Source organism: Escherichia sp. MOD1-EC6819 (assembly GCF_002965765.1).
Taxonomy (GTDB): domain Bacteria; phylum Pseudomonadota; class Gammaproteobacteria; order Enterobacterales; family Enterobacteriaceae; genus Escherichia; species Escherichia ruysiae.
In genome coordinates this window covers 134,502-158,057 of sequence record NZ_PTRG01000007.1, presented here as the reverse complement: position 1 = coordinate 158,057, position 23,556 = coordinate 134,502, and the positions used below count along the sequence as shown (strand labels likewise).

Here is a 23,556-nt window from a genome sequence, read left to right as displayed (position 1 = left end):
GGCGTTTACGCCGCATCCGGCGCTGCCCCTCTCCACATGGAGAGGGTTTGGGTGAGGGAAAAGCCTCACCCCAGCCCTCTTGGGTAAAAACATTGATGAAGGTTAATACTATGAAAGCATTACATTTTGGCGCAGGTAATATCGGTCGTGGCTTTATCGGTAAACTGCTGGCAGACGCGGGTATCCAACTGACGTTTGCCGATGTCAATCAGGTGGTACTTGATGCCCTGAATGCCCGTCATAGCTATCAGGTTCACGTTGTCGGCGAAACCGAGCAGGTGGATACCGTTTCCGGCGTAAATGCCGTCAGCAGCATTGGCGACGATGTGGTTGATTTAATCGCCCAGGTTGATTTAGTCACCACCGCAGTTGGCCCGGTCGTGCTGGAACGCATTGCTCCGGCAATCGCCAAAGGGCTGGTAAAACGTAAAGAGCAAGGTAATGACTCCCCGCTGAACATTATCGCCTGTGAAAACATGGTACGCGGCACAACGCAACTGAAAGGCCATGTGATGAACGCCCTGCCGGAAGACGCCAAAGCGTGGGTAGAAGAACACGTTGGCTTTGTTGATTCCGCCGTTGACCGTATCGTACCGCCTTCAGCGTCTGCAACGAACGATCCGCTGGAAGTCACTGTAGAAACCTTCAGCGAATGGATTGTCGATAAAACTCAGTTCAAAGGCACGCTGCCAAACATTCCTGGTATGGAGTTAACCGACAACCTGATGGCGTTTGTCGAACGTAAGCTCTTCACCCTGAACACAGGCCATGCTATAACCGCGTACCTTGGAAAACTGGCGGGTCATCAGACCATTCGTGACGCGATTCTCGACGAGAAAATCCGTGCGGTGGTAAAAGGGGCGATGGAAGAAAGCGGCGCGGTACTGATTAAGCGTTACGGCTTTGACGCGGACAAGCACGCGGCGTACATCCAGAAAATCCTCGGTCGTTTTGAAAACCCGTATCTGAAAGATGATGTTGAGCGCGTAGGCCGTCAGCCGCTGCGTAAACTGAGTGCTGGCGACCGTCTGATCAAGCCGCTGCTGGGTACGCTGGAATATAGCTTGCCGCACAAAAATCTGATTGAAGGTATTGCCGCTGCAATGCACTTTTGCAGTGAAGATGATCCTCAGGCACAAGAACTGGCGGCGCTGATTGCCGACAAAGGCCCGCAGGCTGCGCTGGCGCACATTTCCGGGCTTGATGCCAACAGCGAGGTTGTCACCGAGGCAGTAACCGCTTATAACGCAATGCAATAATGATGAACCAGGCGCAGGGCTCCCTGCGCCCGAATAACAGATTGTCAGATATGCAGGCAACAATGGAACAAACCCAGGCCTTTGAAAACCGTGTGCTTGAGCGTCTGAATGCTGGCAAAACCGTGCGAAGCTTTCTGATTACCGCCGTCGATCTCCTGACCGAGGCGGTGAATCTTTTGGTGCTTCAGGTATTCCGCAAAGACGATTACGCGGTGAAGTATGCTGTAGAACCGTTACTCGACGGCGATGGTCCGCTGGGCGATCTGTCCGTGCGCTTAAAGCTGATTTATGGGCTTGGCGTAATTAGTCGCCATGAATACGAAGATGCGGAACTGTTGATGGCGCTGCGGGAAGAGCTGAACCACGACGGCAACGAGTACGCATTTACCGATGATGAAATTCTTGGGCCATTTGGCGAACTGCATTGCGTGGCGGCACTACCACCGCCGCCACAGTTTGAACCAATAGACTCCAGTTTGTATGCGATGCAAGTTCAGCGTTACCAACAGGCTGTGCGATCAACAATGGTCCTTTCACTGACAGAGCTGATTTCCAAAATCAGCTTAAAAAAAGCCTTTCAAAAGTAAGTACTTTCGCTTACTTCTCCTCTACCGGATTCGGCCGATAAAGTCGGCGATAATATTCCAGACGTTGTAGATATAACGGCACGCTTTCCTCAGGTATACCGGATGGAATCGCGTTACGGGGGGGAAGTTTATTCAGATACTCCCGGAACGCCTGGCTTGATGCCATGAAATCTACGGCTTTATCAATAAGAAGCGGAACGTTTTCACCTAATTTGCCCATAATAATATCTCCGTATTACCCCGCGCCGGGAAAGCGCGACCGCCGATTTTAGTTTAGATCCCGATAAAAATGACATTAAGGAAAACGTGCGAAATCCACAACGCTTGCCCTCACCTTCTGATTATATTGTTTATTAATCAATATATTATATGATTTTTGAACACAAGATTTGTTACCCGACAAAACTATTACAATGCCATCGGTTGTGAACAAAGCACCTCGTCGCGCATACTAGGGGCTATAAATTTATCTTTATCAGAAGCCATCCCATGAAAGAAGTCGAAAAAAACGAAATCAAACGTCTCAGCGATCGTCTGGACGCCATCCGTCACCAGCAGGCCGATCTGTCGCTGGTTGAAGCCGCAGACAAATATGCCGAGCTGGAAAAAGAGAAAGCAACTCTGGAAGCAGAAATTGCTCGCCTGCGCGAAGTTCACAGCCAGAAACTCAGTAAGGAAGCACAAAAGCTGATGAAGATGCCGTTCCAGCGCGCGATTACCAAAAAAGAACAAGCCGATATGGGTAAGCTGAAGAAAAGCGTTCGGGGGCTTGTGGTTGTACATCCGATGACCGCACTGGGTCGTGAAATGGGTCTGCAAGAGATGACCGGGTTCTCAAAGACAGCGTTTTAACCCTCTTACCTGTATATCTCCCTCACATCCCGCGTTTCTAAATGCGGGATGCAACAAATATCCTCCTCTTTTTCCTCTGTTTCCTCGTAGAGTCTACTTTTTACCAATGGCACTAAATCTGAAAATGCATTCAGTAAAAGGTTTGGTTCGACGCCTAAAAATGGAAGATATCATTCATAAAATAAAACTTTTGCCGTTATTTTTTCCATCCACATTCTAAAAACTCACCCAAAACATTTATTGTGTGAATATTAAATGAAAGCTATTTTTCTGCTTTAAATGCAGTGTTTGACATCTGATAACCCTCCTCATTAAAATCCGCCTCCCTAACACAATTAAACAATTTTAAAACTTAATAAATAATTTTCATAACAAATATATTCGCAACATTCATAAAGCCAGCCGTATAAATCGCAAAAGCATCAACCACAAATGGACACATCCCTTAGACCGCGTTGGTATCAGGGATGATATGTAAGGATAACTTTATATGAAAGTGAATAAATTATTGATAAGCGTCCTGGCGGCTTCGACAATACTGATGCTGTCAGGTTGTGACTATGTCGAAAAAAACAAAGTCGTTGATGAACTCACAAAACAACAAGAAGAACAAAAGGCCAGAATTGATCAACTCGAAAAACGACTAGAACAAGAAACCAAAAAGACAAACACCATTGAAAAACAAAGCATTAGTCTAATAAACAGTACAAAGCTGCTGGCTCAGATAGTGAAAGAGATTAAGCATCATCAAGATACATTTGTCTTTACTGAATTTAACCCCGATCAAACAAAATATTTCATTTTAAATAACGGTTCGGTAGGTATTGCCGGCAGGGTGTTATCTGTTGAAGCAATAGAAAATGGCAGTGTTATTCATATGTCATTGGCCAATTTATTAAGTATTCCCGTATCAAATATTGGTTTTCATGCCACCTGGGGCGGTGAAAGACCGGGTGATCTAAAAGAATATGCCAAATGGCAACAGCTACTATTTAGTACCACCATGAACTCCACGCTGAAATTATTACCAGGTCAATGGCAAGACATTAACTTAACGTTAAAAGGGGTGTCTCCCAATAACCTGAAATACCTGAAGTTGGCTATTAATATGCAGAATATCAACTTCGACAACCTTCCACCTGCTGATAACCGGCAGAAAAAAAGCAAAAAATAAATGCAGTCATTGCACTTATATCAAGGAATAGAGAGCAACAACAATGAACAAAATTTTTAAAGTTATCTGGAACCCTGCGACGGGAAGTTACAGCGTCGCCAGCGAAACGGCAAAAAGTCGTGGGAAAAAGAGCGGGCGCAGTAAGCTGTTAATTTCTGCGCTGGTTGCAGGTGGGATGATGTCGTCGTTTGGGGCAGGTGCTTCTGTCAGTCTTGATGGTGGTACATATTCTGATGGCACCGAACTTACTGATGCATGGATTGCTATTGGTAAAGGTGCGAAAGCTTCCTCTGTAGGCGGTAGCACAGCAAGTATTTCTATTGGGGTAAATGCAATCTCTGCTGCTGGGGCTACTGCAGTGGGTTATAACAGTAATGCTACTGGACAAAGTTCAGTATCAATGGGGCAGCTATCGAAAGCCACAGGGAGCAGGGGGGTTGCTATCGGCAGTGGCGCTAGTGCCATTGGCGACTATACAGTTGCATTAGCGGTTGGCTCCAGTGCTAGCGGTGAGAGTGCAGTGGCAATAGGTCAAGGTTCCGGAGCCCAAAATAAAGGTAGTGTTGCGTTAGGTAACAGAGCGTCATCATTAGGAGAAAAATCGGTAGCACTAGGGGTAGACAGTAAGGCCACTGGTGACGATAGCCTGGCATTAGGTAGAAACGCCTTGGGCAATAGCACAGGTTCCATTGCAATGGGTGCCGACGCTCAGGCAAATGGTTTATATAGCCTGGCATTGGGTTCAAACAGCATAGCTAACGCGGACAATACCGTTGCGCTCGGATATGGTGCCAATGCAGCCAAAGCTGGAGCAATGGCTTTCGGTCAGGCAGGAAAGGCAGATGGTGTAAATTCTATTGCGTTGGGTAATAACAGTCAGTCAAGCAGCGAAAACAGTATTGCGCTTGGACAAGAAAGCTATGCTGGTAGTGAAAAAAGTCTTGCGATTGGTAGCCTGTCCAACGTAACTGGTGTTAACTCCGTTGCTCTGGGTACAGAGTCTACTGCCGTGGAAGATAATACTGTTTCAGTGGGTAACGATACGCTGCAGCGTAAAATTGTCCATATGGCAAAAGGCGATATTAGCAGTACCAGTACTGATGCTATCAATGGTTCACAGCTTTATGATATCAGTAAGTCAGTCGCAGACCGTCTGGGCGGCGGCGCCTCAGTGAGCACTGCCGGGATTGTTAATGCTCCTAACTACAAACTGCAAAGTGGCTCCTTTACTAATGTTGGCGACGCGTTAAAGGGTATTGATGATAATACATTACAATGGGACTCAGTTAAAAAAGTCTACAGTGCAAAACACGGTTCCGATGCCACCAGCAAAATCACCAACGTTACGGCGGGTGAGCTGAACGCATCCAGTACCGATGCGGTTAACGGCTCGCAGTTAAAAACCACTAACGATAACGTGGCAACCAACACCACTAATATCACCAACCTGACTGGCGATGTTGCTAACAACACCACCAACATCACTAATCTGACTGATACGGTGAATAGCCTCGGTGAAGATGCGCTGAAATGGGATGACGCCGCTGGCGTATTCACTGCTGCACACGGCACCGAAGCCACCAACAAAATCACCAACGTTACGGCGGGTGAGCTGACGGAGACCAGTACCGATGCGGTTAACGGTTCTCAGTTGAAAACCACTAACGATAACGTGGCAACCAACACCACTAATATCACCAACCTGACTGGCGATGTTGCTAACAACACCACCAATATCACTAATCTGACTGATACGGTGAATAGCCTCGGTGAAGATGCGCTGAAATGGGATGACGCCGCTGGCGTATTCACTGCCGCACACGGCACTGAAGCCACCAGCAAAATCACTAACGTTACGGCGGGTGAACTGACGGAGACCAGTACCGATGCCGTTAACGGTTCTCAGTTGAAAACCACTAACGATAACGTGGCAACCAACACCACCAATATCAGCAACCTGACCGGCGAAGTTGCTAACAACACCACCAACATCACTAACCTGACGAATGATGTTGCCGCCAACACCACCAGTATCACCAACCTGACTGATACAGTGACTAACCTTGGTGCCGACGCGCTGGCATGGGATGACGCCTCAGGTGCATTCACCGCCGCACACGGCACCGAAGCCACCAACAAAATCACTAACGTTACGGCGGGCGAACTGACGGAGACCAGTACCGATGCCGTTAACGGTTCTCAGTTGAAAACCACTAACGATAACGTGGCAACCAACACCACCAATATCAGCAACCTGACCGGCGAAGTTGCTAACAACACCACCAACATCACTAACCTGACGAATGATGTTGCCGCCAACACCACCAGTATCACCAACCTGACTGATACAGTGACTAACCTTGGTGCCGACGCGCTGGCATGGGATGACGCCTCAGGTGCATTCACCGCCGCACACGGCACCGAAGCCACCAGCAAAATCACTAACGTTACGGCAGGTGAGTTGACGGAGACCAGTACCGATGCCGTTAACGGTTCTCAGTTAAAAACCACCAACGACAATGTGGCAACCAACACCACTAACATCGCTACTAACACCACCAACATCACCAATCTGACTGATACGGTGAACAACCTCGGTGAAGATGCGCTGAAATGGGATGACGCCGCAAGCGCATTCACCGCTGCACACGGCACCGAAACCACCAGCAAAATCACTAACGTCACCGCTGGAACAATCTCATCTACCAGCACCGATGCCGTTAACGGTGGGCAACTGTTTAGCTTAAGTGATTCACTGGCAGACTATTTTGGCGGTAACGCCTCGGTTGATGAAAACGGTGTATTTACTGGCCCGTCCTACACCATCGGTAGCAACAGCTACGATAACGTAGGTGATGCGCTGGCGGCGATTAACACCTCCTTTAGCACTTCACTGGGCGACGCTCTGCTGTGGGATGAAACGGCAAGTGCATTCAGCGCCGGCCACGGTGGCAATGCCAGCAAAATTACCAATGTCGCAAATGGTGCCGTTTCTGAAACCAGCACCGATGCCATCAATGGTGGGCAACTCTACGGTGTGAGCAACTCTGTTGTTGATGCCCTGGGCGGTGGCGCCGCAGTAAATGCTGACGGTAGCATCAGTGCGCCGACGTACTCCATTGCTGATACCGATTACAATAACGTCGGTGATGCTCTGGACGCGATCGACTCAACCCTGGATGATGCGCTGCTCTGGGACGCAACCGCCGGTGAAAATGGTGCGTTCAGCGCCAGCCGCGATGGCAAAGCCAGCGTAATCACTAATGTTGCTAATGGTGATATTTCTGAAACCAGTACTGATGCAATTAATGGTTCACAGTTGTTCGCCACCAACACGTTGATCAATCAGCAAAATGAGATCATCAACCAGATTGCCGGTAATACCAGCATAGACTACATCGAAGAGAACGGTGCGGGTCTGAACTATGCGCGTACTAATGACACCGGCTTAACCTTTATTGATGCGAGCGCATCAGGTACTGGCGCTACAGCGGTGGGTTATAACGCTGTCGCTTCCGGCGAAAGCAGTGTCGCAATTGGTCAGAATAGCAGCAGCAGCGTTGATACTGGTATCGCGCTGGGTAGCGAATCCGTCTCCAGCCGTGTGATTGTTAAAGGTTCTCGTAACACCAGCGTAACCGAAGAAGGCGTTGTGATTGGTTACGACACCACTGACGGCGAACTGCTTGGCGCATTGTCGATTGGCGATGATGGTAAGTACCGTCAGATCATCAACGTTGCTGATGGTACTGAATCCCATGACGCCGTGACTGTACGCCAGTTGCAAAACGCCATTGGTGCTGTCGCCACTACGCCGACCAAGTACTACCATGCCAACTCAACGGAAGAAGATTCACTGGCGGTAGGTACTGACTCGCTGGCGATGGGCGCGAAAACTATCGTTAATGCTGACGCGGGTATTGGTATCGGCCTGAACACTCTGGTTCTGCCAGATGCCATCAACGGTATTGCTATCGGTTCTAACGCACGCGCCAACCATGCAAACAGTATTGCAATGGGTAATGGTTCTCAGACCACTCGCGGCGCTCAGACTGGCTACACCGCCTACAACATGGACGCGCCGCAGAACTCTGTCGGTGAGTTCTCTGTCGGCAGTGAAGACGGTCAACGTCAGATCACTAATGTCGCGGCGGGTTCGGCAGATACCGATGCCGTTAACGTTGGTCAGTTGAAAGTGACGGACGCACAGGTTTCCCAGAACACCCAGAGCATTACTAACCTGAATACTCAGGTAACGAATCTGGATACCCGCGTCACCAATATCGAAAACGGTATTGGCGATATCGTAAGCACCGGTAGCACCAAGTACTTCAAGACCAACACCGATGGCGTAGATGCTAACGCGCAGGGTAAAGACAGTGTTGCGATTGGCTCTGGCTCTATTGCTGCCGCTGATAACAGCGTTGCGCTGGGTACTGGCTCTGTGGCAAACGAAGAAAATACGATCTCCGTAGGTTCTTCCACTAACCAACGCCGTATCACCAACGTTGCCGCTGGTAAAAATGCTACTGACGCGGTTAACGTTGCGCAGTTGAAGTCTTCCGAAGCAGGCGGCGTGCGCTATGACACCAAAGCTGACGGTTCTGTTGATTACAGCAACATCACTCTCGGCGGTGGTAATGGCGGAACGACTCGCATCAGCAACGTTTCCGCTGGCGTTAACAACAACGACGCGGTGAACTACGCGCAGTTGAAGCAAAGCGTGCAGGAAACGAAGCAATACACCGATCAGCGCATGGTTGAGATGGATAACAAACTGTCCAAAACCGAAAGCAAGTTGAGCGGTGGTATCGCTTCTGCAATGGCGATGACCGGTCTGCCGCAGGCTTACACGCCAGGTGCCAGCATGGCCTCCATTGGTGGCGGTACATACAACGGTGAATCGGCTGTTGCTTTAGGTGTGTCGATGGTGAGCGCCAACGGTCGTTGGGTCTACAAATTACAAGGTAGTACCAATAGCCAGGGTGAATACTCCGCCGCACTCGGTGCCGGTATTCAGTGGTAATGACCCATTAAGTTAGTGTGACTAAGGGCAATTCTCTGAGGAGGGTTGCCCTTTTTTTGTTTGAAAATTGCACAAATTGTGACTTCGGCTTTTTGACATTAGCTTGAGGCTACATGCGCGCTGATCCCCTCACCCCGACCCTCTCCCCAAAGGGGCGAGGGGGAAAAACGTGCTGCATTTGATACCGTGCATAATGGTTTTCTTGCATTGCCGGGCTGATGTGGGGTCTCGTGCGCGCTGCCCCCTCACCCCGGCGCTCTCCCCAAAGGGGCGAGGGGGAAAAACGTGCTGCATTTGATACCGTGCATAATGGTTTTCTTGCATCGCCGGGCTGGTGTGGGGCATCGTGCGCGCTGCCCCCTCACCCCGACCCTCTCCCCAAAGGGGCGAGGGGGAAAAACGTGCTGCATCTGATACCGTGCATAATGGTTTTCTTGCATTGCCGGGCTGGTGTGGGGTCTCGTGCGCGCTGCCCCCTCACCCCGACCCTCTCCCCAAAGGGGCGAGGGGGAAAAACGTGCTGCATCTGATACCGTGCATAATGGTTTTCTTGCATTGCCGGGCTGATGTGGGGTCTCGTGCGCGCTGATCCCCTCACCCCGCCCCTCTCCCCAAAGGGGCGAGGGGGAAAACGTGCTGCATCTGATACCGTGCATAATGGTTTTCTTGCATTGCCGGGCTGGTGTGGGGCATCGTGCGCGCTGCCCCCCTCACCCCGACCCTCTCCCCAAAGGGGCGAGGGGGAAAACGTGCTGCATTTGATACCGTGCATAATGGTTTTCTTGCATCGCCGGGCTGGTGTGGGGTCTCGTGCGCGCTGCCCCCCTCACCCCGGCGCTCTCCCCAAAGGGGCGAGGGGAAAAAACGTGTTGCATCTGATACCGTGCATAATGGTTTTCTTGCATCTCCGGGCTGGTGTGGGGTCTCGTGCGCGCTGCCCCCCTCACCCCGACCCTCTCCCCAAAGGGGCGAGGGAGGAAACGTGCTGCATTTGATACCGTGCATAATGGTTTTCTTGCATTGCTGAAGGACGCGCTCCATCTAACACCGAGCACAATCAGTCCCCTCGCCCCTCCGGGGAGAGGGTTAGGGTGAGGGGCACAAGCCAGCTCCGCAGCAAATTTTTCTCCCCCACAATAATTGGCCCTACCAATTCTTCGCTTATCTGACCTCTGGTTCACAGTTCCCCAATTAAAACTCACATTAACGTTGCCAATGCATAACATTTAGTTAACCATTTATTGTCATTATCCCTACACAACAAAATTGGCAGTGCCACTTTTACACAACGTGTGACAAGCAGATGAGCAACAGACTCATTACACGATGTGCGTGGCCTCCAGGAGACCTGCAATGAATCTCTGGCAACAAAACTACGATCCCGCCGGGAATATCTGGCTTTCCAGCCTGATAGCATCGCTTCCCATCCTGTTTTTTTTCTTTGCGCTTATTAAGCTCAAACTAAAAGGCTATGTCGCCGCCACATGGACAGTCGTTATCGCTCTGACCGTCGCGCTATTGTTCTACAAAATGCCGGTCGCCAATGCGCTGGCCTCAGTGGTTTATGGCTTCTTCTACGGTTTGTGGCCCATCGCGTGGATCATTATTGCAGCGGTGTTCGTCTATAAGATCTCGGTGAAAACCGGACAGTTTGACATCATCCGCTCATCTATTCTTTCAATAACCCCTGACCAGCGCCTGCAAATGCTGATCGTCGGTTTCTGTTTCGGCGCATTTCTCGAAGGTGCCGCAGGCTTTGGCGCACCGGTAGCAATTACCGCCGCATTGCTGGTCGGGCTGGGCTTTAAACCGCTGTACGCCGCCGGGTTGTGCCTGATTGTTAACACCGCGCCGGTGGCATTTGGCGCGATGGGCATTCCGATTCTGGTTGCCGGACAGGTGACAGGCATCGACAGCTTTGAGATTGGCCAGATGGTGGGACGTCAGCTACCGTTTATGACCATTATCGTGCTGTTCTGGATCATGGCGATTATGGACGGCTGGCGCGGTATCAAAGAAACCTGGCCTGCGGTCGTGGTTGCGGGCGGCTCGTTTGCCATCGCACAGTACCTTAGCTCTAACTTTATTGGGCCGGAACTGCCGGACATTATCTCTTCGCTGGTATCGCTGCTCTGCCTGACACTGTTCCTCAAACGTTGGCAGCCGGTGCGCGTCTTCCGCTTCGGCGATCTGGGTGCATCCCAGGTTGATATGACGCTGGCTCACACCGGTTACACCGCAGGTCAGGTGTTACGTGCCTGGACACCGTTCCTGTTCCTGACCGCCACCGTAACGCTGTGGAGTATTCCGCCGTTTAAAGCCTTGTTCGCTTCGGGTGGTGTGCTGTATGAGTGGGTGATCAACATTCCGGTGCCGTATCTCGACAAACTGGTTGCCCGTATGCCGCCAGTTGTCAGCGAAGCCACTGCCTATGCCGCCGTATTTAAGTTTGACTGGTTCTCTGCCACCGGTACTGCCATTCTGTTTGCTGCGCTGCTCTCTATCGTCTGGCTGAAGATGAAACCCTCTGACGCCATCAGCACCTTCGGCAGCACACTGAAAGAACTGGCGCTCCCCATCTACTCCATCGGCATGGTGCTGGCGTTCGCCTTTATCTCGAACTATTCAGGGCTGTCGTCAACGCTGGCGCTGGCACTGGCACACACCGGTCATGCATTCACCTTCTTCTCGCCGTTCCTCGGCTGGCTGGGGGTATTCCTGACCGGATCGGATACGTCATCTAACGCCCTGTTTGCCGCGCTGCAAGCCACCGCAGCACAACAAATTGGCGTCTCTGATCTGTTGCTGGTTGCTGCCAACACCACCGGCGGCGTCACCGGCAAGATGATCTCCCCGCAGTCCATCGCCATTGCCTGTGCGGCGGTAGGACTCGTGGGCAAAGAGTCAGATCTGTTCCGCTTTACTGTCAAACACAGCCTGATCTTCACCTGTATGGTGGGCGTGATTACCACGCTTCAGGCCTACGTCTTAACGTGGATGATTCCGTAATGATGGTTATACCCAGACGCCTGTCAGACGAGGTAGCTTCCCGTGTGCGGGCGCTGATTGATGAACAAAATCTGGAACCGGGCATGAAGTTGCCCGCTGAACGCCAACTGGCGATGCAGCTCGGCGTGTCGCGCAATTCCCTGCGCGAGGCGCTGGCAAAACTGGTCAGTGAAGGTGTGCTGCTTAGTCGTCGCGGTGGCGGGACGTTTATCCGCTGGCGCCATGACGCGTGGTCGGAGCAAAACATCGTCCAGCCGCTGAAAACGCTAATGGCCGATGATCCGGATTACAGCTTCGATATTCTGGAAGCCCGCTACGCCATTGAGGCCAGCACCGCCTGGCACGCAGCAATGCGTGCCACACAAGCCGATAAAGAAAAGATACAGCTCTGCTTTGAAGCGACGCTGAGTGAAGACCCGGATCTCGCCTCGCAAGCGGACGTTCGTTTTCACCTGGCAATTGCCGAAGCCTCACATAACATCGTGCTGCTGCAAACCATGCGCGGTTTCTTTGATGTCCTGCAATCTTCAGTGATGCAAAGTCGTCAGCGGATGTATCTGGTGCCGCCCGTTTTTTCGCAACTGACTGAACAGCATCAGGCGGTCATTAACGCCATTTTTGCCGGTGATGCCGACGGTGCGCGTAAAGCAATGATGGCGCACCTCAGCTTTGTCCACACCACCATGAAACGATTCGATGAAGATCAGGCTCGCCGTGCACGCATTACCCGCCTGCCCGGTGAGCATAATGAGCATTCGAGGGAGAAAAACGCATGATTATTTCCGCAGCCAGCGATTATCGCGCCGCAGCGCAACGCATTCTGCCGCCGTTCCTGTTCCACTATATGGATGGTGGTGCATATTCTGAATACACGCTGCGCCGCAACGTGGAGGATTTGTCAGAAGTGGCGCTGCGCCAACGCATTCTGAAAAACATGTCCGACTTAAGCCTGGAAACGACGCTGTTTAATGAAAAGCTGTCGATGCCGGTGGCGCTGGCTCCGGTGGGTTTGTGCGGCATGTATGCGCGTCGCGGTGAAGTTCAGGCTGCCAAAGCGGCTGATGCTCACGGCATTCCGTTTACTCTCTCGACGGTTTCAGTTTGCCCGATTGAAGAAGTCGCTCCAGCTATCAAACGTCCGATGTGGTTCCAGCTTTATGTGCTGCGCGATCGCGGCTTTATGCGTAACGCACTGGAACGGGCAAAAGCGGCGGGCTGTTCGACACTGGTTTTCACCGTGGATATGCCGACGCCAGGCGCACGTTATCGTGATGCACATTCTGGTATGAGCGGCCCGAACGCTGCAATGCGCCGCTACTTGCAGGCGGTGACGCATCCGCAATGGGCATGGGATGTCGGCCTGAACGGTCGTCCGCATGATTTAGGTAATATTTCGGCCTATCTCGGTAAACCGACCGGACTGGAAGATTACATCGGCTGGCTGGGGAATAACTTCGATCCGTCCATCTCATGGAAAGACCTTGAGTGGATCCGCGATTTCTGGGATGGCCCGATGGTGATCAAAGGGATCCTCGACCCGGAAGATGCGCGTGATGCAGTACGTTTTGGTGCTGATGGGATTGTGGTTTCTAACCATGGTGGCCGCCAGCTGGACGGTGTACTCTCTTCCGCTCGTGCGCTGCCTGCTATCGCGGATGCGGTGAAAGGTGATATCGCCATTCTGGCAGATAGCGGGATTCGTAACGGACTTGATGTCGTGCGTATGATCGCGCTCGGTGCCGATACCGTACTGCTGGGTCGTGCGTTCCTGTATGCGCTGGCAACAGCGGGTCAGGCGGGCGTGGCGAACTTGCTGAATCTGATCGAGAAAGAGATGAAAGTGGCGATGACGCTGACTGGCGCGAAATCCATCAGTGAGATTACGGAAGATTCGCTGGTTCAGGGGCTGGGTAAAGAGTTGCCTGCGGCGCTGGCTCCGATGGCGAAAGGGAATGCAGCATAGTCGTTTGCGCCCCCTCACCCTAACCCTCTCCCTCAGGGAGAGGGAACCGATCGGCGCTGTCTGTACTCCCTCAGGCTGAAAACAATTCCTCGCCCTATTTTCCTCCAGGCTTCTTTAAGGTGAGGAGAAAAGACCTTACCTGCCCGACACTACATTGTCTCCCTCACCTTTTCTCCCTCACCCCTCCGGGGAGAGGGAACCGATCGACGCTGTCTGTACTCCCTCAGGCTGAAAACAATTCCTCGCCCTATTTTCCTCCTGGCTTCTTTAAGGTGAGGAGAAAAGACCTTACCTGCCCGACACTACATTGTCTCCCTCACCTTTTCTCCCTCGCCCCTCCGGGGAGAGGGAACCGTTCGGCGCTGTCTGTACTCCCTCAGGCTAAAAACAATTCCTCGCCCTATTTTCCTCCTGGCTTCTTTAAGGTGAGGAGAAAAGACCTTACCTGCCCGACACTACATTGTCTCCCTCACTCTGAAACGACACCGCACTCTTTTTTTCTCCCTCGCCCCTCCGGGGAGAGGGCCGGGGTGAGGGGAAAAGGCCGCACTAATCCCCGATTTTCTGCTATCCTGCCCCCGCACTAAGGGGGCAGTATGCTAAACATCGTACTTTACGAACCAGAAATTCCGCCAAACACTGGCAACATCATCCGTCTTTGCGCTAATACCGGCTTTCGTCTGCATATCATCGAACCGATGGGATTTGCCTGGGACGATAAGCGCCTGCGCCGCGCGGGGCTGGACTATCACGAGTTTACTGCCGTTACGCGTCATCATGACTATAGCGCGTTCCTTAGAGCAGAAAATCCCCAGCGTCTGTTTGCCCTCACCACTAAAGGCACTCCCGCCCATAGCGCCGTAAGCTATCAGGATGGCGACTATCTGATGTTCGGCCCGGAAACACGCGGCCTGCCAGCGAGCATTCTTGATGCTCTGCCCGCTGAACAAAAAATTCGTATTCCAATGGTGCCGGACAGCCGCAGCATGAACCTGTCCAATGCGGTGTCGGTCGTGGTGTATGAAGCCTGGCGGCAGTTGGGATATCCGGGAGCGGTGTTGAGAGATTAGTTACGCCAGGCCGGATAAGATGCGGTTAGCATCGCATCCGGCACGAGCACAGGACGTCAGATCCCATCCCCATACTCAAACGTATGGTGAATGCCGTTAAAATGCTGATCCATATCCATTGACGGTTTATCGCTGTCTGGTTTACCGACGATACGCGCCGGAACGCCAGCAGCGGTAGTATGCGGCGGCACTGGTTGCAGCACGACAGAACCCGCGCCAATCTTCGCGCCACGCCCGACTTCAATATTGCCGAGAATTTTCGCGCCCGCGCCAATCATCACGCCTTCACGAATTTTTGGGTGACGGTCGCCGCTGGTTTTGCCCGTACCGCCAAGGGTGACGGATTGCAGAATCGACACGTCGTTTTCAATCACCGCTGTTTCACCAACGACGATGCCTGTCGCGTGGTCGAGCATGATACCGCGACCAATTTTTGCCGCCGGGTGAATATCGACCTGAAAAGTCACAGACACCTGATTTTGCAGAAAAATAGCCAGTGCGCGACGCCCCTGATTCCACAGCCAGTGACCGATGCGATACGCTTGCAAGGCATGAAAACCTTTCAGGTATAACAAGGGGGTTGAGTATTTATCAACTGCCGGGTCACGGGTACGCACCGCCTGAATATCGCAGGCCGCAGAAGCGATCATTTCCGGGTCAGCGGCGTAGGCTTCTTCCACCACTTCACGGATAGCAATAGCAGGCATAATCGGCGATGACAGCTTGTTCGCCAGCATGTAGCTCAGTGCACTGCCAAGGTTTTCATGCTTGAGTAGCGTTGCGTGGTAAAAACTGGCCAGCATTGGCTCACAGTCCGCCAGCGTTCTGGCTTCCGCTTTAATATTGTTCCAGACAATTTCCAGTTCTTCACACGACATTGCTTACTCCACACGATGAGATAATGACCGGCTCGTTCTGCGCGAGCCGGGTCATAGCGGTAACAAAGGTTCCCTGGGTTTAGTGGCTGCTTCGCTCGTCCTTGCGTGCACGACCTAATAAAGTCAATGCTGCCTCGCGCGCGTTTTTTCCGCAATATAATACTTGATAAATTTCCTCGGTTATTGGCATTTCAACGCCGAAGCGGTGCGCCAGTTCGCGGACTTCTTTCGTATTGCGGTAGCCTTCCACCACCTGACCAATCTTCTCTTGCGCGCTTTGTACATCCATGCCCTGACCGAGCATCATGCCAAAACGGCGGTTCCGCGACTGGTTGTCGGTGCAGGTAAGTACCAGATCGCCCAGACCTGCCATGCCCATAAAGGTGGCAGGATCGGCACCCAGCGCCGTGCCCAGACGCGACATTTCAGCCAGACCACGGGTGATCAGCGCCGTTCGCGCATTCGCCCCGAAACCGATACCGTCGGACATGCCGGCACCGATCGCAATGACGTTTTTCACCGCGCCGCCAAGCTGCACGCCAATGAAATCCGGGTTGCTGTAAACGCGGAAACTTTTGCCGCAGTGCAGCAGTTGCTGGAGGTCATCAGCAAAGGTTTGATCGGTAGAGGCCAGCGAAATGGCCGTTGGTAAACCCGCCGCCAGTTCTTTCGCAAAAGTCGGGCCAGAGATAACCGCCAGTGGAATTTGATCGCCTAACGCCTCGCGCGCTACGTCCTGTAACAGACGCCCTGTTTCCGCTTCCAGCCCTTTTGTCGCCCACACCAGGCGCGCATCAGGGCGCAGCAGCGGTTTAATCTGGCGCAGCACTTCACCAAAGACATGGCTGGGTACGACGACGAGAATATTGCGGCTGGCTGCCAGTGCGGTGGCGAGATCGCTTTCAAGGTGAAGCGTATCGGGAAAAGGCACATCGGGGAGAAACGCGGCGTTACAGCGGTCGCGTTCAAGCGTCGCGATATGTTCAGGGTCATGGCCCCAGAGGACAACCTCGTGGCCATTTCTTGCCAGGGTGATGGCAAGAGCGGTGCCGTACGAGCCGGCACCGATCACAGTCATTGAAGCATTACGTTGGTTCATCAGGCATCCTGATGTTCTTCAGTACCTTCGCCAGCCTGCTGCTGCAAATAGTTCATGAACAGCGCATCGAAGTTAACCGGCGCAAGGTTCAGTTGCGGGAACGTACCGCGAGATACCATGCTGGTGATGCATTCACGAGCATACGGGAACAGAATGTTCGGGCAGTATGCGCCCAGGCAATGTGCCATCTGGGTGCCTTCGATACCCGCGATGGAGAAAATACCGCCCTGTTGAACTTCGCACAGGAACGCGGTTTCTTCACCCAGGGATGCCGTTACGGTAACACGCAGTACCACTTCGTAAACGTCATCTGCCAGTTGAGAAGATGCCGTATCCAGATCAAGTTTAACTTCTGGCTGCCAATCTTTCTGGAAAACGTGCGGCGCGTTCGGCGCTTCGAAAGAAATATCCTTGGTATAAATACGCTGGATCTGGAAGGTCATTTCGGTGTTGTTTTGTTCTGACATGTGTAGAAAACCCTTAAGTGTTGTCCTTAAATACTGCGCAGTGTAATGCCAACGTTAATACGTTATTTCAGCAGGGGATCCAGTCCACCACGTGCATCCAATGCATACAAGTCGTCACAGCCGCCAATGTGCTGTGCGTCAATAAAAATTTGCGGAACCGTGGTGCGACCACTGCGTTTGATCATCTCTTCACGCTTAGCGGCGTTGCCATCAATCGGTAGCTCCTGGAAACTTACGCCCTTGCTGCTCAGCAGTGCTTTTGCACGATGGCAATACGGGCAGGTTTCTTTGGTATAGATTTCAACATTGGCCATAACTTAGCTCCTGTTTTTTTACCCTGAAATTTCATATTGCAGGGCGGCTGCAAAATGGAGTGTCCCCAGAAGCTTATATCAATAAGTCGCTGGGGGTCTAATTGCAGCTAACTGCCTGCGGCATGAAAGATGGCAGGTAAATTATTTGCCGCGCACCAGAGGCAAGTTTTCGCCAGCCCAGCCAGCGACGCCTTCTTTCAGCACGAATACTTGCGCAAAACCCGCTTTCGTCAGCGCGTTTGCAGGCTCCTGGCACTGCATACCAGAACCGTCTACCACGATAACCGGTTTGTCTTTGTGCTTCTCAAGTTCACCAACATTGTTGGCTTTGATTTCGCTCGGCAACAAATTGATAGAACCTGCGATATGGCCTTTACGGAAGTCATCACGCTGGCGTAAATCCACAACCACTGCGTCTTCTTTGTTGATCAGACGCGTAGCTTCACCACGAGTAATTACCTTCACTTTTGAGGTCAAGCTCTTAAACGTAGTAACAAGAACCGCCACCAGTAACGCGATCCAGGCGATACTCAGTATGGGATGACGGCCAACAAATTGCATAATTTCTTGCATGGGGGGTAATAACTCCCGACGTAGTGATTAAAAACCAGGGAAGGAGTATACCTGCGCGTTGCGGCAAATACAGCCAGCGCGTGCACCGGAATGCAATTTTGCGGCACGCTACGAAAAAAAATCGCAAATCTGGCATCGGCTTGCCGCGAGCGGTCGTATATTTTGATCTTCAGAGGCTATTTTATCGATTCAGCTGTAGTAAAATTACGCAAATTTTGACTCTTGAGTATGAGGTTGTCGCAATGTCGGTTTCTAAAAAACCTATGGTACTGGTGATTCTGGATGGCTATGGCTATCGTGAAGAACAACAGGATAACGCCATTTTTAGTGCTAAAACCCCGGTAATGGATGCACTGTGGGCCAATCGTCCGCATACCCTGATCGACGCTTCCGGTCTGGAAGTCGGTCTGCCTGACCGTCAGATGGGTAACTCCGAAGTAGGCCACGTTAACCTGGGTGCCGGCCGCATCGTGTATCAGGACCTGACTCGTCTGGACGTTGAAATCAAAGATCGCGCTTTCTTCGCTAACCCGGTGCTGACTGGTGCGGTAGATAAAGCGAAAAACGCGGGCAAAGCGGTACACATTATGGGTCTGCTCTCCGCAGGCGGCGTACACAGCCACGAAGATCACATCATGGCGATGGTAGAGCTGGCGGCTGAACGTGGCGCAGAGAAAATCTACCTGCACGCATTCCTTGACGGTCGCGACACCCCGCCGCGCAGTGCTGAATCCTCACTGAAAAAATTCGAAGAGAAATTTGCCGCGCTGGGTAAAGGCCGCGTAGCGTCCATCATTGGTCGTTACTACGCGATGGATCGCGATAACCGTTGGGATCGCGTTGAAAAAGCTTATGACCTGCTGACTCTGGCGCAAGGTGAGTTCCAGGCTGATACCGCCGTTGCTGGTTTGCAGGCCGCTTATGCTCGCGACGAAAACGACGAGTTTGTGAAAGCGACCGTTATCCGTGCTGAAGGCCAGCCAGATGCAGCGATGGAAGACGGCGATGCGCTGATTTTCATGAACTTCCGCGCTGACCGCGCACGTGAAATCACTCGTGCATTCGTGAACGCTGATTTCGACGGCTTCGCGCGTAAGAAAGTGGTTAACATCGATTTCGTGATGCTGACCGAATACGCCGCTGACATCAAAACTGCCGTTGCTTACCCACCAGCCTCTCTGGTTAACACCTTCGGCGAGTGGATGGCGAAAAACGATAAAACTCAGCTGCGTATTTCCGAAACCGAAAAATATGCCCACGTCACTTTCTTCTTCAACGGTGGCGTAGAAGAGTCGTTCAAAGGCGAAGATCGCATTCTGATCAACTCGCCGAAAGTGGCTACCTACGATCTGCAGCCGGAAATGAGCTCCGCAGAGCTGACCGAAAAACTGGTTGCTGCCATCAAGAGCGGCAAATACGACACCATTATCTGTAACTATCCGAACGGCGACATGGTAGGTCACACCGGGGTGATGGAAGCAGCAGTTAAAGCAGTTGAAGCACTGGATCACTGCGTGGCAGAAGTGACCAAAGCTGTTGAGTCTGTGGGTGGACAACTGCTGATCACCGCTGACCACGGTAACGCTGAACAGATGCGCGATCCGGCTACGGGTCAGGCTCACACGGCGCATACCAACCTGCCTGTTCCGCTGATTTACGTTGGCGATAAGAACGTGAAAGCGGTTGAAGGCGGCAAACTTTCTGACATCGCGCCGACCATGCTCTCTTTAATGGGTATGGAAATCCCGCAAGAGATGACTGGTAAGCCGCTGTTCATCGTGGAATAATCCCTCCCCATGAGGGGAAAGGCGATTAATACCATGACACGGGCCACGAAACCGCGCAGGTTTGCAGTCAGGCCCATCATTTACGCCAGCGTTCTTTGCGCTGGCGTATTGTTGTGCACTTTTTCTGCCCACGCGGATGAGCGTGACCAACTCAAATCCATTCAGGCTGACATCGCCGCGAAAGAGCGCGCGGTACGCCAAAAGCAACAACAACGCGCAAGCCTGCTCGCACAATTGAAAAAGCAGGAAGAAGCGATCTCGGAAGCCACCCGTAAACTGCGCGAAACGCAAAACACGCTTAATCAACTGAATAAACAGATTGATGAGATGAACGCGTCGATTGCCAAACTGGAGCAGCAAAAAGCCGCCCAGGAACGCAGCCTCGCCGCGCAACTGGATGCCGCGTTTCGTCAGGGTGAACATACCGGTATTCAGCTAATTCTCAGCGGTGAAGAAAGCCAGCGCGGTCAGCGTTTACAGGCTTATTTCGGCTATCTCAACCAGGCGCGACAAGAAACCATCGCCGAACTGAAGCAAACACGTGCAGAAGTCGCCATGCAGCGCGCCGAACTGGAAGAGAAACAGAGCGAGCAACAAACGCTGTTATACGAACAACGCGCCCAGCAGGCGAAGCTGACCCAGGCGCTGAACGAGCGTAAGAAGACGCTGGCAGGGCTGGAATCTTCCATTCAACAAGGTCAGCAGCAGCTAAGTGAACTGCGCGCTAACGAATCTCGTCTGCGCAATAGCATTGCTCGTGCAGAAGCGGCAGCGAAAGCGCGTGCTGAACGAGAAGCGCGTGAGGCTCAGGCTGTTCGCGACAGGCAAAAAGAAGCGACGCGCAAAGGCACCACCTACAAACCTACCGAAAGCGAAAAATCGCTGATGTCCCGAACCGGTGGTCTGGGTGCGCCGCGTGGTCAGGCATTCTGGCCGGTTCGCGGGCCGACGCTGCATCGCTATGGCGAGCAGCTACAGGGTGAATTACGCTGGAAAGGAATGGTTATCGGTGCCTCAGAAGGTACTGAAGTTAAAGCGATTGCCGACGGTCGGGTGATTCTGGCTGACTGGCTGCAAGGCTACGGTCTGGTGGTGGTGGTTGAGCACGGTAAAGGCGACATGAGCCTTTATGGCTATAATCAGAGCGCACTGGTGAGCGTTGGTTCGCAGGTTCGCGCGGGTCAGCCAATTGCACTGGTGGGCAGCAGTGGCGGTCAGGGTCGGTCCTCACTCTATTTCGAAATTCGCCGCCAGGGTCAGGCGGTCAATCCACAACCGTGGTTGGGAAGATAAGTTTTGTTTCCATTTCGTCGTAACGTTCTTGCATTTGCCGCTCTGTTGGCTCTCTCCTCCCCTGTATTTGCTGGCAAACTTGCCATCGTCATTGATGATTTTGGTTATCGCCCGCACAACGAAAACCAGGTGCTGGCGATGCCCTCCGCTATCTCTGTCGCCGTGTTACCTGACTCGCCACACGCCAGAGAGATGGCAACCAAAGCGCATAACAGCGGTCACGAAGTATTGATTCATCTACCGATGGCACCGTTGAGTAAGCAGCCGCTGGAGAAAAATACGCTGCGCCCGGAGATGAGCAGCGACGAGATTGAGCGCATTATTCGCAGTGCGGTCAATAACGTGCCCTATGCCGTGGGGATCAACAACCACATGGGCAGCAAGATGACCTCTAACCTTTTTGGTATGCAGAAAGTGATGCAGGCGCTGGCGCGTTACAATCTTTATTTCCTCGACAGTGTGACTATCGGTAATACCCAGGCGATGCGCGCCGCACAAGGTACTGGCGTAAAAGTCATCAAACGGAAAGTGTTTCTCGATGATTCCCAGAACGAAGCGGACATCCGTATGCAGTTCAATCGCGCAATTGACCTGGCGCGTCGCAACGGTTCAACCATCGCCATTGGTCATCCTCACCCTTCAACAGTTCGCGTATTGCAACAGATGGTTTATAACCTGCCGCCAGACATTACGCTGGTGAAAGCCAGCAGCTTGCTGAATGAACCGCAGGTCGATACGTCTACACCGCCGAAGAACACTGTGCCCGACGCACCGCGTAATCCGTTCCGTGGAGTGAAGCTGTGTAAACCGAAGAAACCGCTGGAACCGGTTTATGCTAATCGCTTCTTTGAAGTATTAAGCGAAAGCATCAGCCAGAGCACGCTGATCGTTTACTTCCAGCATCAGTGGCAGGGCTGGGGCAAACAGCCCGAAGCGGCGAAGTTTAACGCTAGCGCAAATTAAAGGCGCTGCACGTAATGCGATGGTGCGACCGTGTTTTGTCGCGCCATTGCCATAAGCGGAAAGACCACAGTAATGCCTGATAACCCACCTTTACGCTGCGGACATTAGTAATCAGACGCTTATACATGCCGGAAGTAAATATCTCGGCAATCATCCGCTGGCGGGTAATAATATCCGGTTCTTTGCGCACCGCATGGCAAACGCGCAATGCTTCGTAAGTTATTTGTTGATGAAATTCCGGATAAATCATAATTTTGTCGGCATAATTTCTATTTAATTTCTCCAGCAGGCGGGTAATTTTAATATAGTGCCGTTGATAATTAAGATTTTTATTTCCTTGTCGATTCAACCGACTCACTGACGTATTATGCAGATAATATTTATATAACGATTGTTCGGTATATCGCGCACGCAGCGCGTTAAACATAAATTCTGTTGTCCAGACAATATCCTGATGATGCAATCCAGCAATAAATTTAATGTTATTTTTTACAATAACATCTCGGCGATAAACACCCATCCAGACAACGTGAGTCCAGCGGCGAGAAGAAAGTCCCATCCGCAGCCAGTCCGGGCCGGTTAATACGCCGGTTGAGCGAAGGCGATCGGTGGGGATGGATTGCCAGGTTTCCCCCGTTTCACGAAAACACCAGTCAGCATTGCACTGCGCCACATCGAGATCGTCCTCTAACGCCATTGTCATCAGCGTTTCGTACATGGTGGGATAGACTTCATCATCAGCATCGACAAAAGCAACATATTTGCCCGTCGCTGCCTCGATCCCGCGATTACGCGCCACCGATGCTCCAGCATTCGCCTGATGCAACAAACGAACGTGAGGAAAGTTTTCTGCGTAATGCTTTGCTATTTCAACAGAATTATCCGTTGAACCATCGTTAATAATAATGATTTCCAGAGCAGTCCAGGTTTGCGCAATTAAAGATTCCATACAAGTGCGGAAATCATCGCCCGCATTATATAACGGGATAATAACACTAAGTTTATTGGTGCTGTTCATCATAAATTACCGACGGCCTCTGAAGTTACCCTAACGTTGTACAGACTTTGTATTAAGAAACCATTAAGCCTGTGAGATATTATTTTTACAGGTGAGAGAGTCACTTCAGGCTAGAGAGATAATGAGAACAGCTATATAAGAGATCAGCGCAATTACGATATTTTTATTACACTGACAGGATTTTACATATTTAACAGATTATCCTCAGATAAAAGGGCTGGAAT

The 23,556-nt window shown here is 51.8% G+C and carries 19 protein-coding genes; 12 read left to right on the top strand and 7 right to left on the bottom strand.

What is annotated here, in order from left to right:
• The first annotated feature begins 110 nt into the window (after nucleotides 1-110).
• Complete coding sequence (mtlD, locus tag A7Z06_RS12005) at nucleotides 111-1,259, top strand: mannitol-1-phosphate 5-dehydrogenase (RefSeq protein WP_000645415.1); 1,149 nt, start codon at nucleotides 111-113, stop codon at nucleotides 1,257-1,259.
• Nucleotides 1,259-1,846, top strand: coding sequence for a mannitol operon repressor MtlR (gene mtlR / locus A7Z06_RS12000; protein WP_000981834.1), 588 nt, complete (start codon nucleotides 1,259-1,261; stop codon nucleotides 1,844-1,846). The genes mtlD and mtlR overlap by 1 nt, the downstream gene beginning before the upstream one ends.
• A gap of 10 nt (nucleotides 1,847-1,856) precedes the next feature.
• Here the strand turns inward: mtlR and yibT are convergent, their stop codons facing one another.
• Nucleotides 1,857-2,066, bottom strand: coding sequence for a protein YibT (gene yibT, locus A7Z06_RS11995; RefSeq protein ID WP_000517102.1), 210 nt, complete (start codon nucleotides 2,064-2,066; stop codon nucleotides 1,857-1,859).
• A gap of 269 nt (nucleotides 2,067-2,335) precedes the next feature.
• On the opposite strand from yibT, the gene A7Z06_RS11990 reads away from it, so the two are divergent.
• The 7 genes from A7Z06_RS11990 to trmL all read left to right on the top strand — a co-directional run bounded on the left by A7Z06_RS11990 (nucleotide 2,336) and on the right by trmL (nucleotide 14,940).
• On the top strand, nucleotides 2,336-2,698 hold the full coding sequence (locus A7Z06_RS11990; protein WP_000665680.1) for a YibL family ribosome-associated protein: 363 nt from the start codon (nucleotides 2,336-2,338) through the stop codon (nucleotides 2,696-2,698).
• Between the two features lie 490 nt (nucleotides 2,699-3,188).
• Complete coding sequence (locus A7Z06_RS11985) at nucleotides 3,189-3,872, top strand: hypothetical protein (protein ID WP_000867583.1); 684 nt, start codon at nucleotides 3,189-3,191, stop codon at nucleotides 3,870-3,872.
• 43 nt (nucleotides 3,873-3,915) lie between these two features.
• Nucleotides 3,916-8,898, top strand: coding sequence for a YadA-like family protein (locus A7Z06_RS11980; RefSeq protein WP_105279435.1), 4,983 nt, complete (start codon nucleotides 3,916-3,918; stop codon nucleotides 8,896-8,898).
• Nucleotides 8,899-10,251: 1,353 nt separating this feature from the next.
• Complete coding sequence (gene lldP / locus A7Z06_RS11970) at nucleotides 10,252-11,907, top strand: L-lactate permease (protein WP_001055315.1); 1,656 nt, start codon at nucleotides 10,252-10,254, stop codon at nucleotides 11,905-11,907.
• The gene (lldR, locus tag A7Z06_RS11965) at nucleotides 11,907-12,683 is read left to right on the top strand and encodes a transcriptional regulator LldR (protein ID WP_010349909.1); all 777 of its coding nucleotides are present in this window, start codon (nucleotides 11,907-11,909) and stop codon (nucleotides 12,681-12,683) included. The genes lldP and lldR overlap by 1 nt, the downstream gene beginning before the upstream one ends.
• On the top strand, nucleotides 12,680-13,870 hold the full coding sequence (gene lldD, locus A7Z06_RS11960) for a quinone-dependent L-lactate dehydrogenase (RefSeq protein WP_000586957.1): 1,191 nt from the start codon (nucleotides 12,680-12,682) through the stop codon (nucleotides 13,868-13,870). Before lldR ends, lldD begins: the two co-directional genes overlap by 4 nt.
• Before the next feature lie 596 nt (nucleotides 13,871-14,466).
• Entirely contained in the window at nucleotides 14,467-14,940 is a 474-nt protein-coding gene (gene trmL / locus A7Z06_RS11955) for a tRNA (uridine(34)/cytosine(34)/5-carboxymethylaminomethyluridine(34)-2'-O)-methyltransferase TrmL (RefSeq protein ID WP_000932359.1), read from the top strand.
• Between the two features lie 56 nt (nucleotides 14,941-14,996).
• Here the strand turns inward: trmL and cysE are convergent, their stop codons facing one another.
• The 5 genes from cysE to A7Z06_RS11930 form a co-directional block, all read right to left on the bottom strand.
• The gene (gene cysE / locus A7Z06_RS11950; RefSeq protein ID WP_001277564.1) at nucleotides 14,997-15,818 is read right to left on the bottom strand and encodes a serine O-acetyltransferase; all 822 of its coding nucleotides are present in this window, start codon (nucleotides 15,816-15,818) and stop codon (nucleotides 14,997-14,999) included.
• A gap of 79 nt (nucleotides 15,819-15,897) precedes the next feature.
• Nucleotides 15,898-16,917: an NAD(P)H-dependent glycerol-3-phosphate dehydrogenase gene (gpsA, locus tag A7Z06_RS11945; RefSeq protein ID WP_001076187.1), complete on the bottom strand. Its 1,020-nt coding sequence runs from the start codon at nucleotides 16,915-16,917 to the stop codon at nucleotides 15,898-15,900.
• Entirely contained in the window at nucleotides 16,917-17,384 is a 468-nt protein-coding gene (secB, locus tag A7Z06_RS11940) for a protein-export chaperone SecB (RefSeq protein ID WP_000003377.1), read from the bottom strand. Before secB ends, gpsA begins: the two co-directional genes overlap by 1 nt.
• Nucleotides 17,385-17,446: 62 nt before the next feature.
• Nucleotides 17,447-17,698 (bottom strand): glutaredoxin 3, encoded by a 252-nt coding sequence (gene grxC, locus A7Z06_RS11935; protein ID WP_000024392.1) that lies wholly within the window; start codon nucleotides 17,696-17,698, stop codon nucleotides 17,447-17,449.
• A 141-nt stretch (nucleotides 17,699-17,839) separates the two neighbouring features.
• On the bottom strand, nucleotides 17,840-18,271 hold the full coding sequence (locus A7Z06_RS11930) for a rhodanese-like domain-containing protein (protein ID WP_001156181.1): 432 nt from the start codon (nucleotides 18,269-18,271) through the stop codon (nucleotides 17,840-17,842).
• Nucleotides 18,272-18,513: 242 nt separating this feature from the next.
• Between A7Z06_RS11930 and gpmM the strand changes: the two genes are divergently transcribed.
• Genes gpmM through A7Z06_RS11910 form a run of 3 tightly spaced genes read left to right on the top strand, consistent with a single transcriptional unit; the run spans nucleotide 18,514 to nucleotide 22,314 of the window.
• Complete coding sequence (gene gpmM, locus A7Z06_RS11920) at nucleotides 18,514-20,058, top strand: 2,3-bisphosphoglycerate-independent phosphoglycerate mutase (protein ID WP_010344487.1); 1,545 nt, start codon at nucleotides 18,514-18,516, stop codon at nucleotides 20,056-20,058.
• A gap of 33 nt (nucleotides 20,059-20,091) precedes the next feature.
• Entirely contained in the window at nucleotides 20,092-21,351 is a 1,260-nt protein-coding gene (envC, locus tag A7Z06_RS11915; RefSeq protein ID WP_024165064.1) for a murein hydrolase activator EnvC, read from the top strand.
• A 3-nt stretch (nucleotides 21,352-21,354) separates the two neighbouring features.
• Nucleotides 21,355-22,314, top strand: a complete 960-nt coding sequence (locus A7Z06_RS11910) for a divergent polysaccharide deacetylase family protein (RefSeq protein WP_000483819.1) — start codon at nucleotides 21,355-21,357, stop codon at nucleotides 22,312-22,314.
• On the opposite strand, the gene waaH is transcribed toward A7Z06_RS11910, so the two are convergent.
• Nucleotides 22,301-23,335, bottom strand: coding sequence for a UDP-glucuronate:LPS(HepIII) glycosyltransferase (gene waaH / locus A7Z06_RS11905; RefSeq protein ID WP_105279433.1), 1,035 nt, complete (start codon nucleotides 23,333-23,335; stop codon nucleotides 22,301-22,303). The two genes, A7Z06_RS11910 and waaH, sit on opposite strands and share 14 nt — an antisense overlap.
• Nucleotides 23,336-23,556 lie beyond the last annotated feature (221 nt).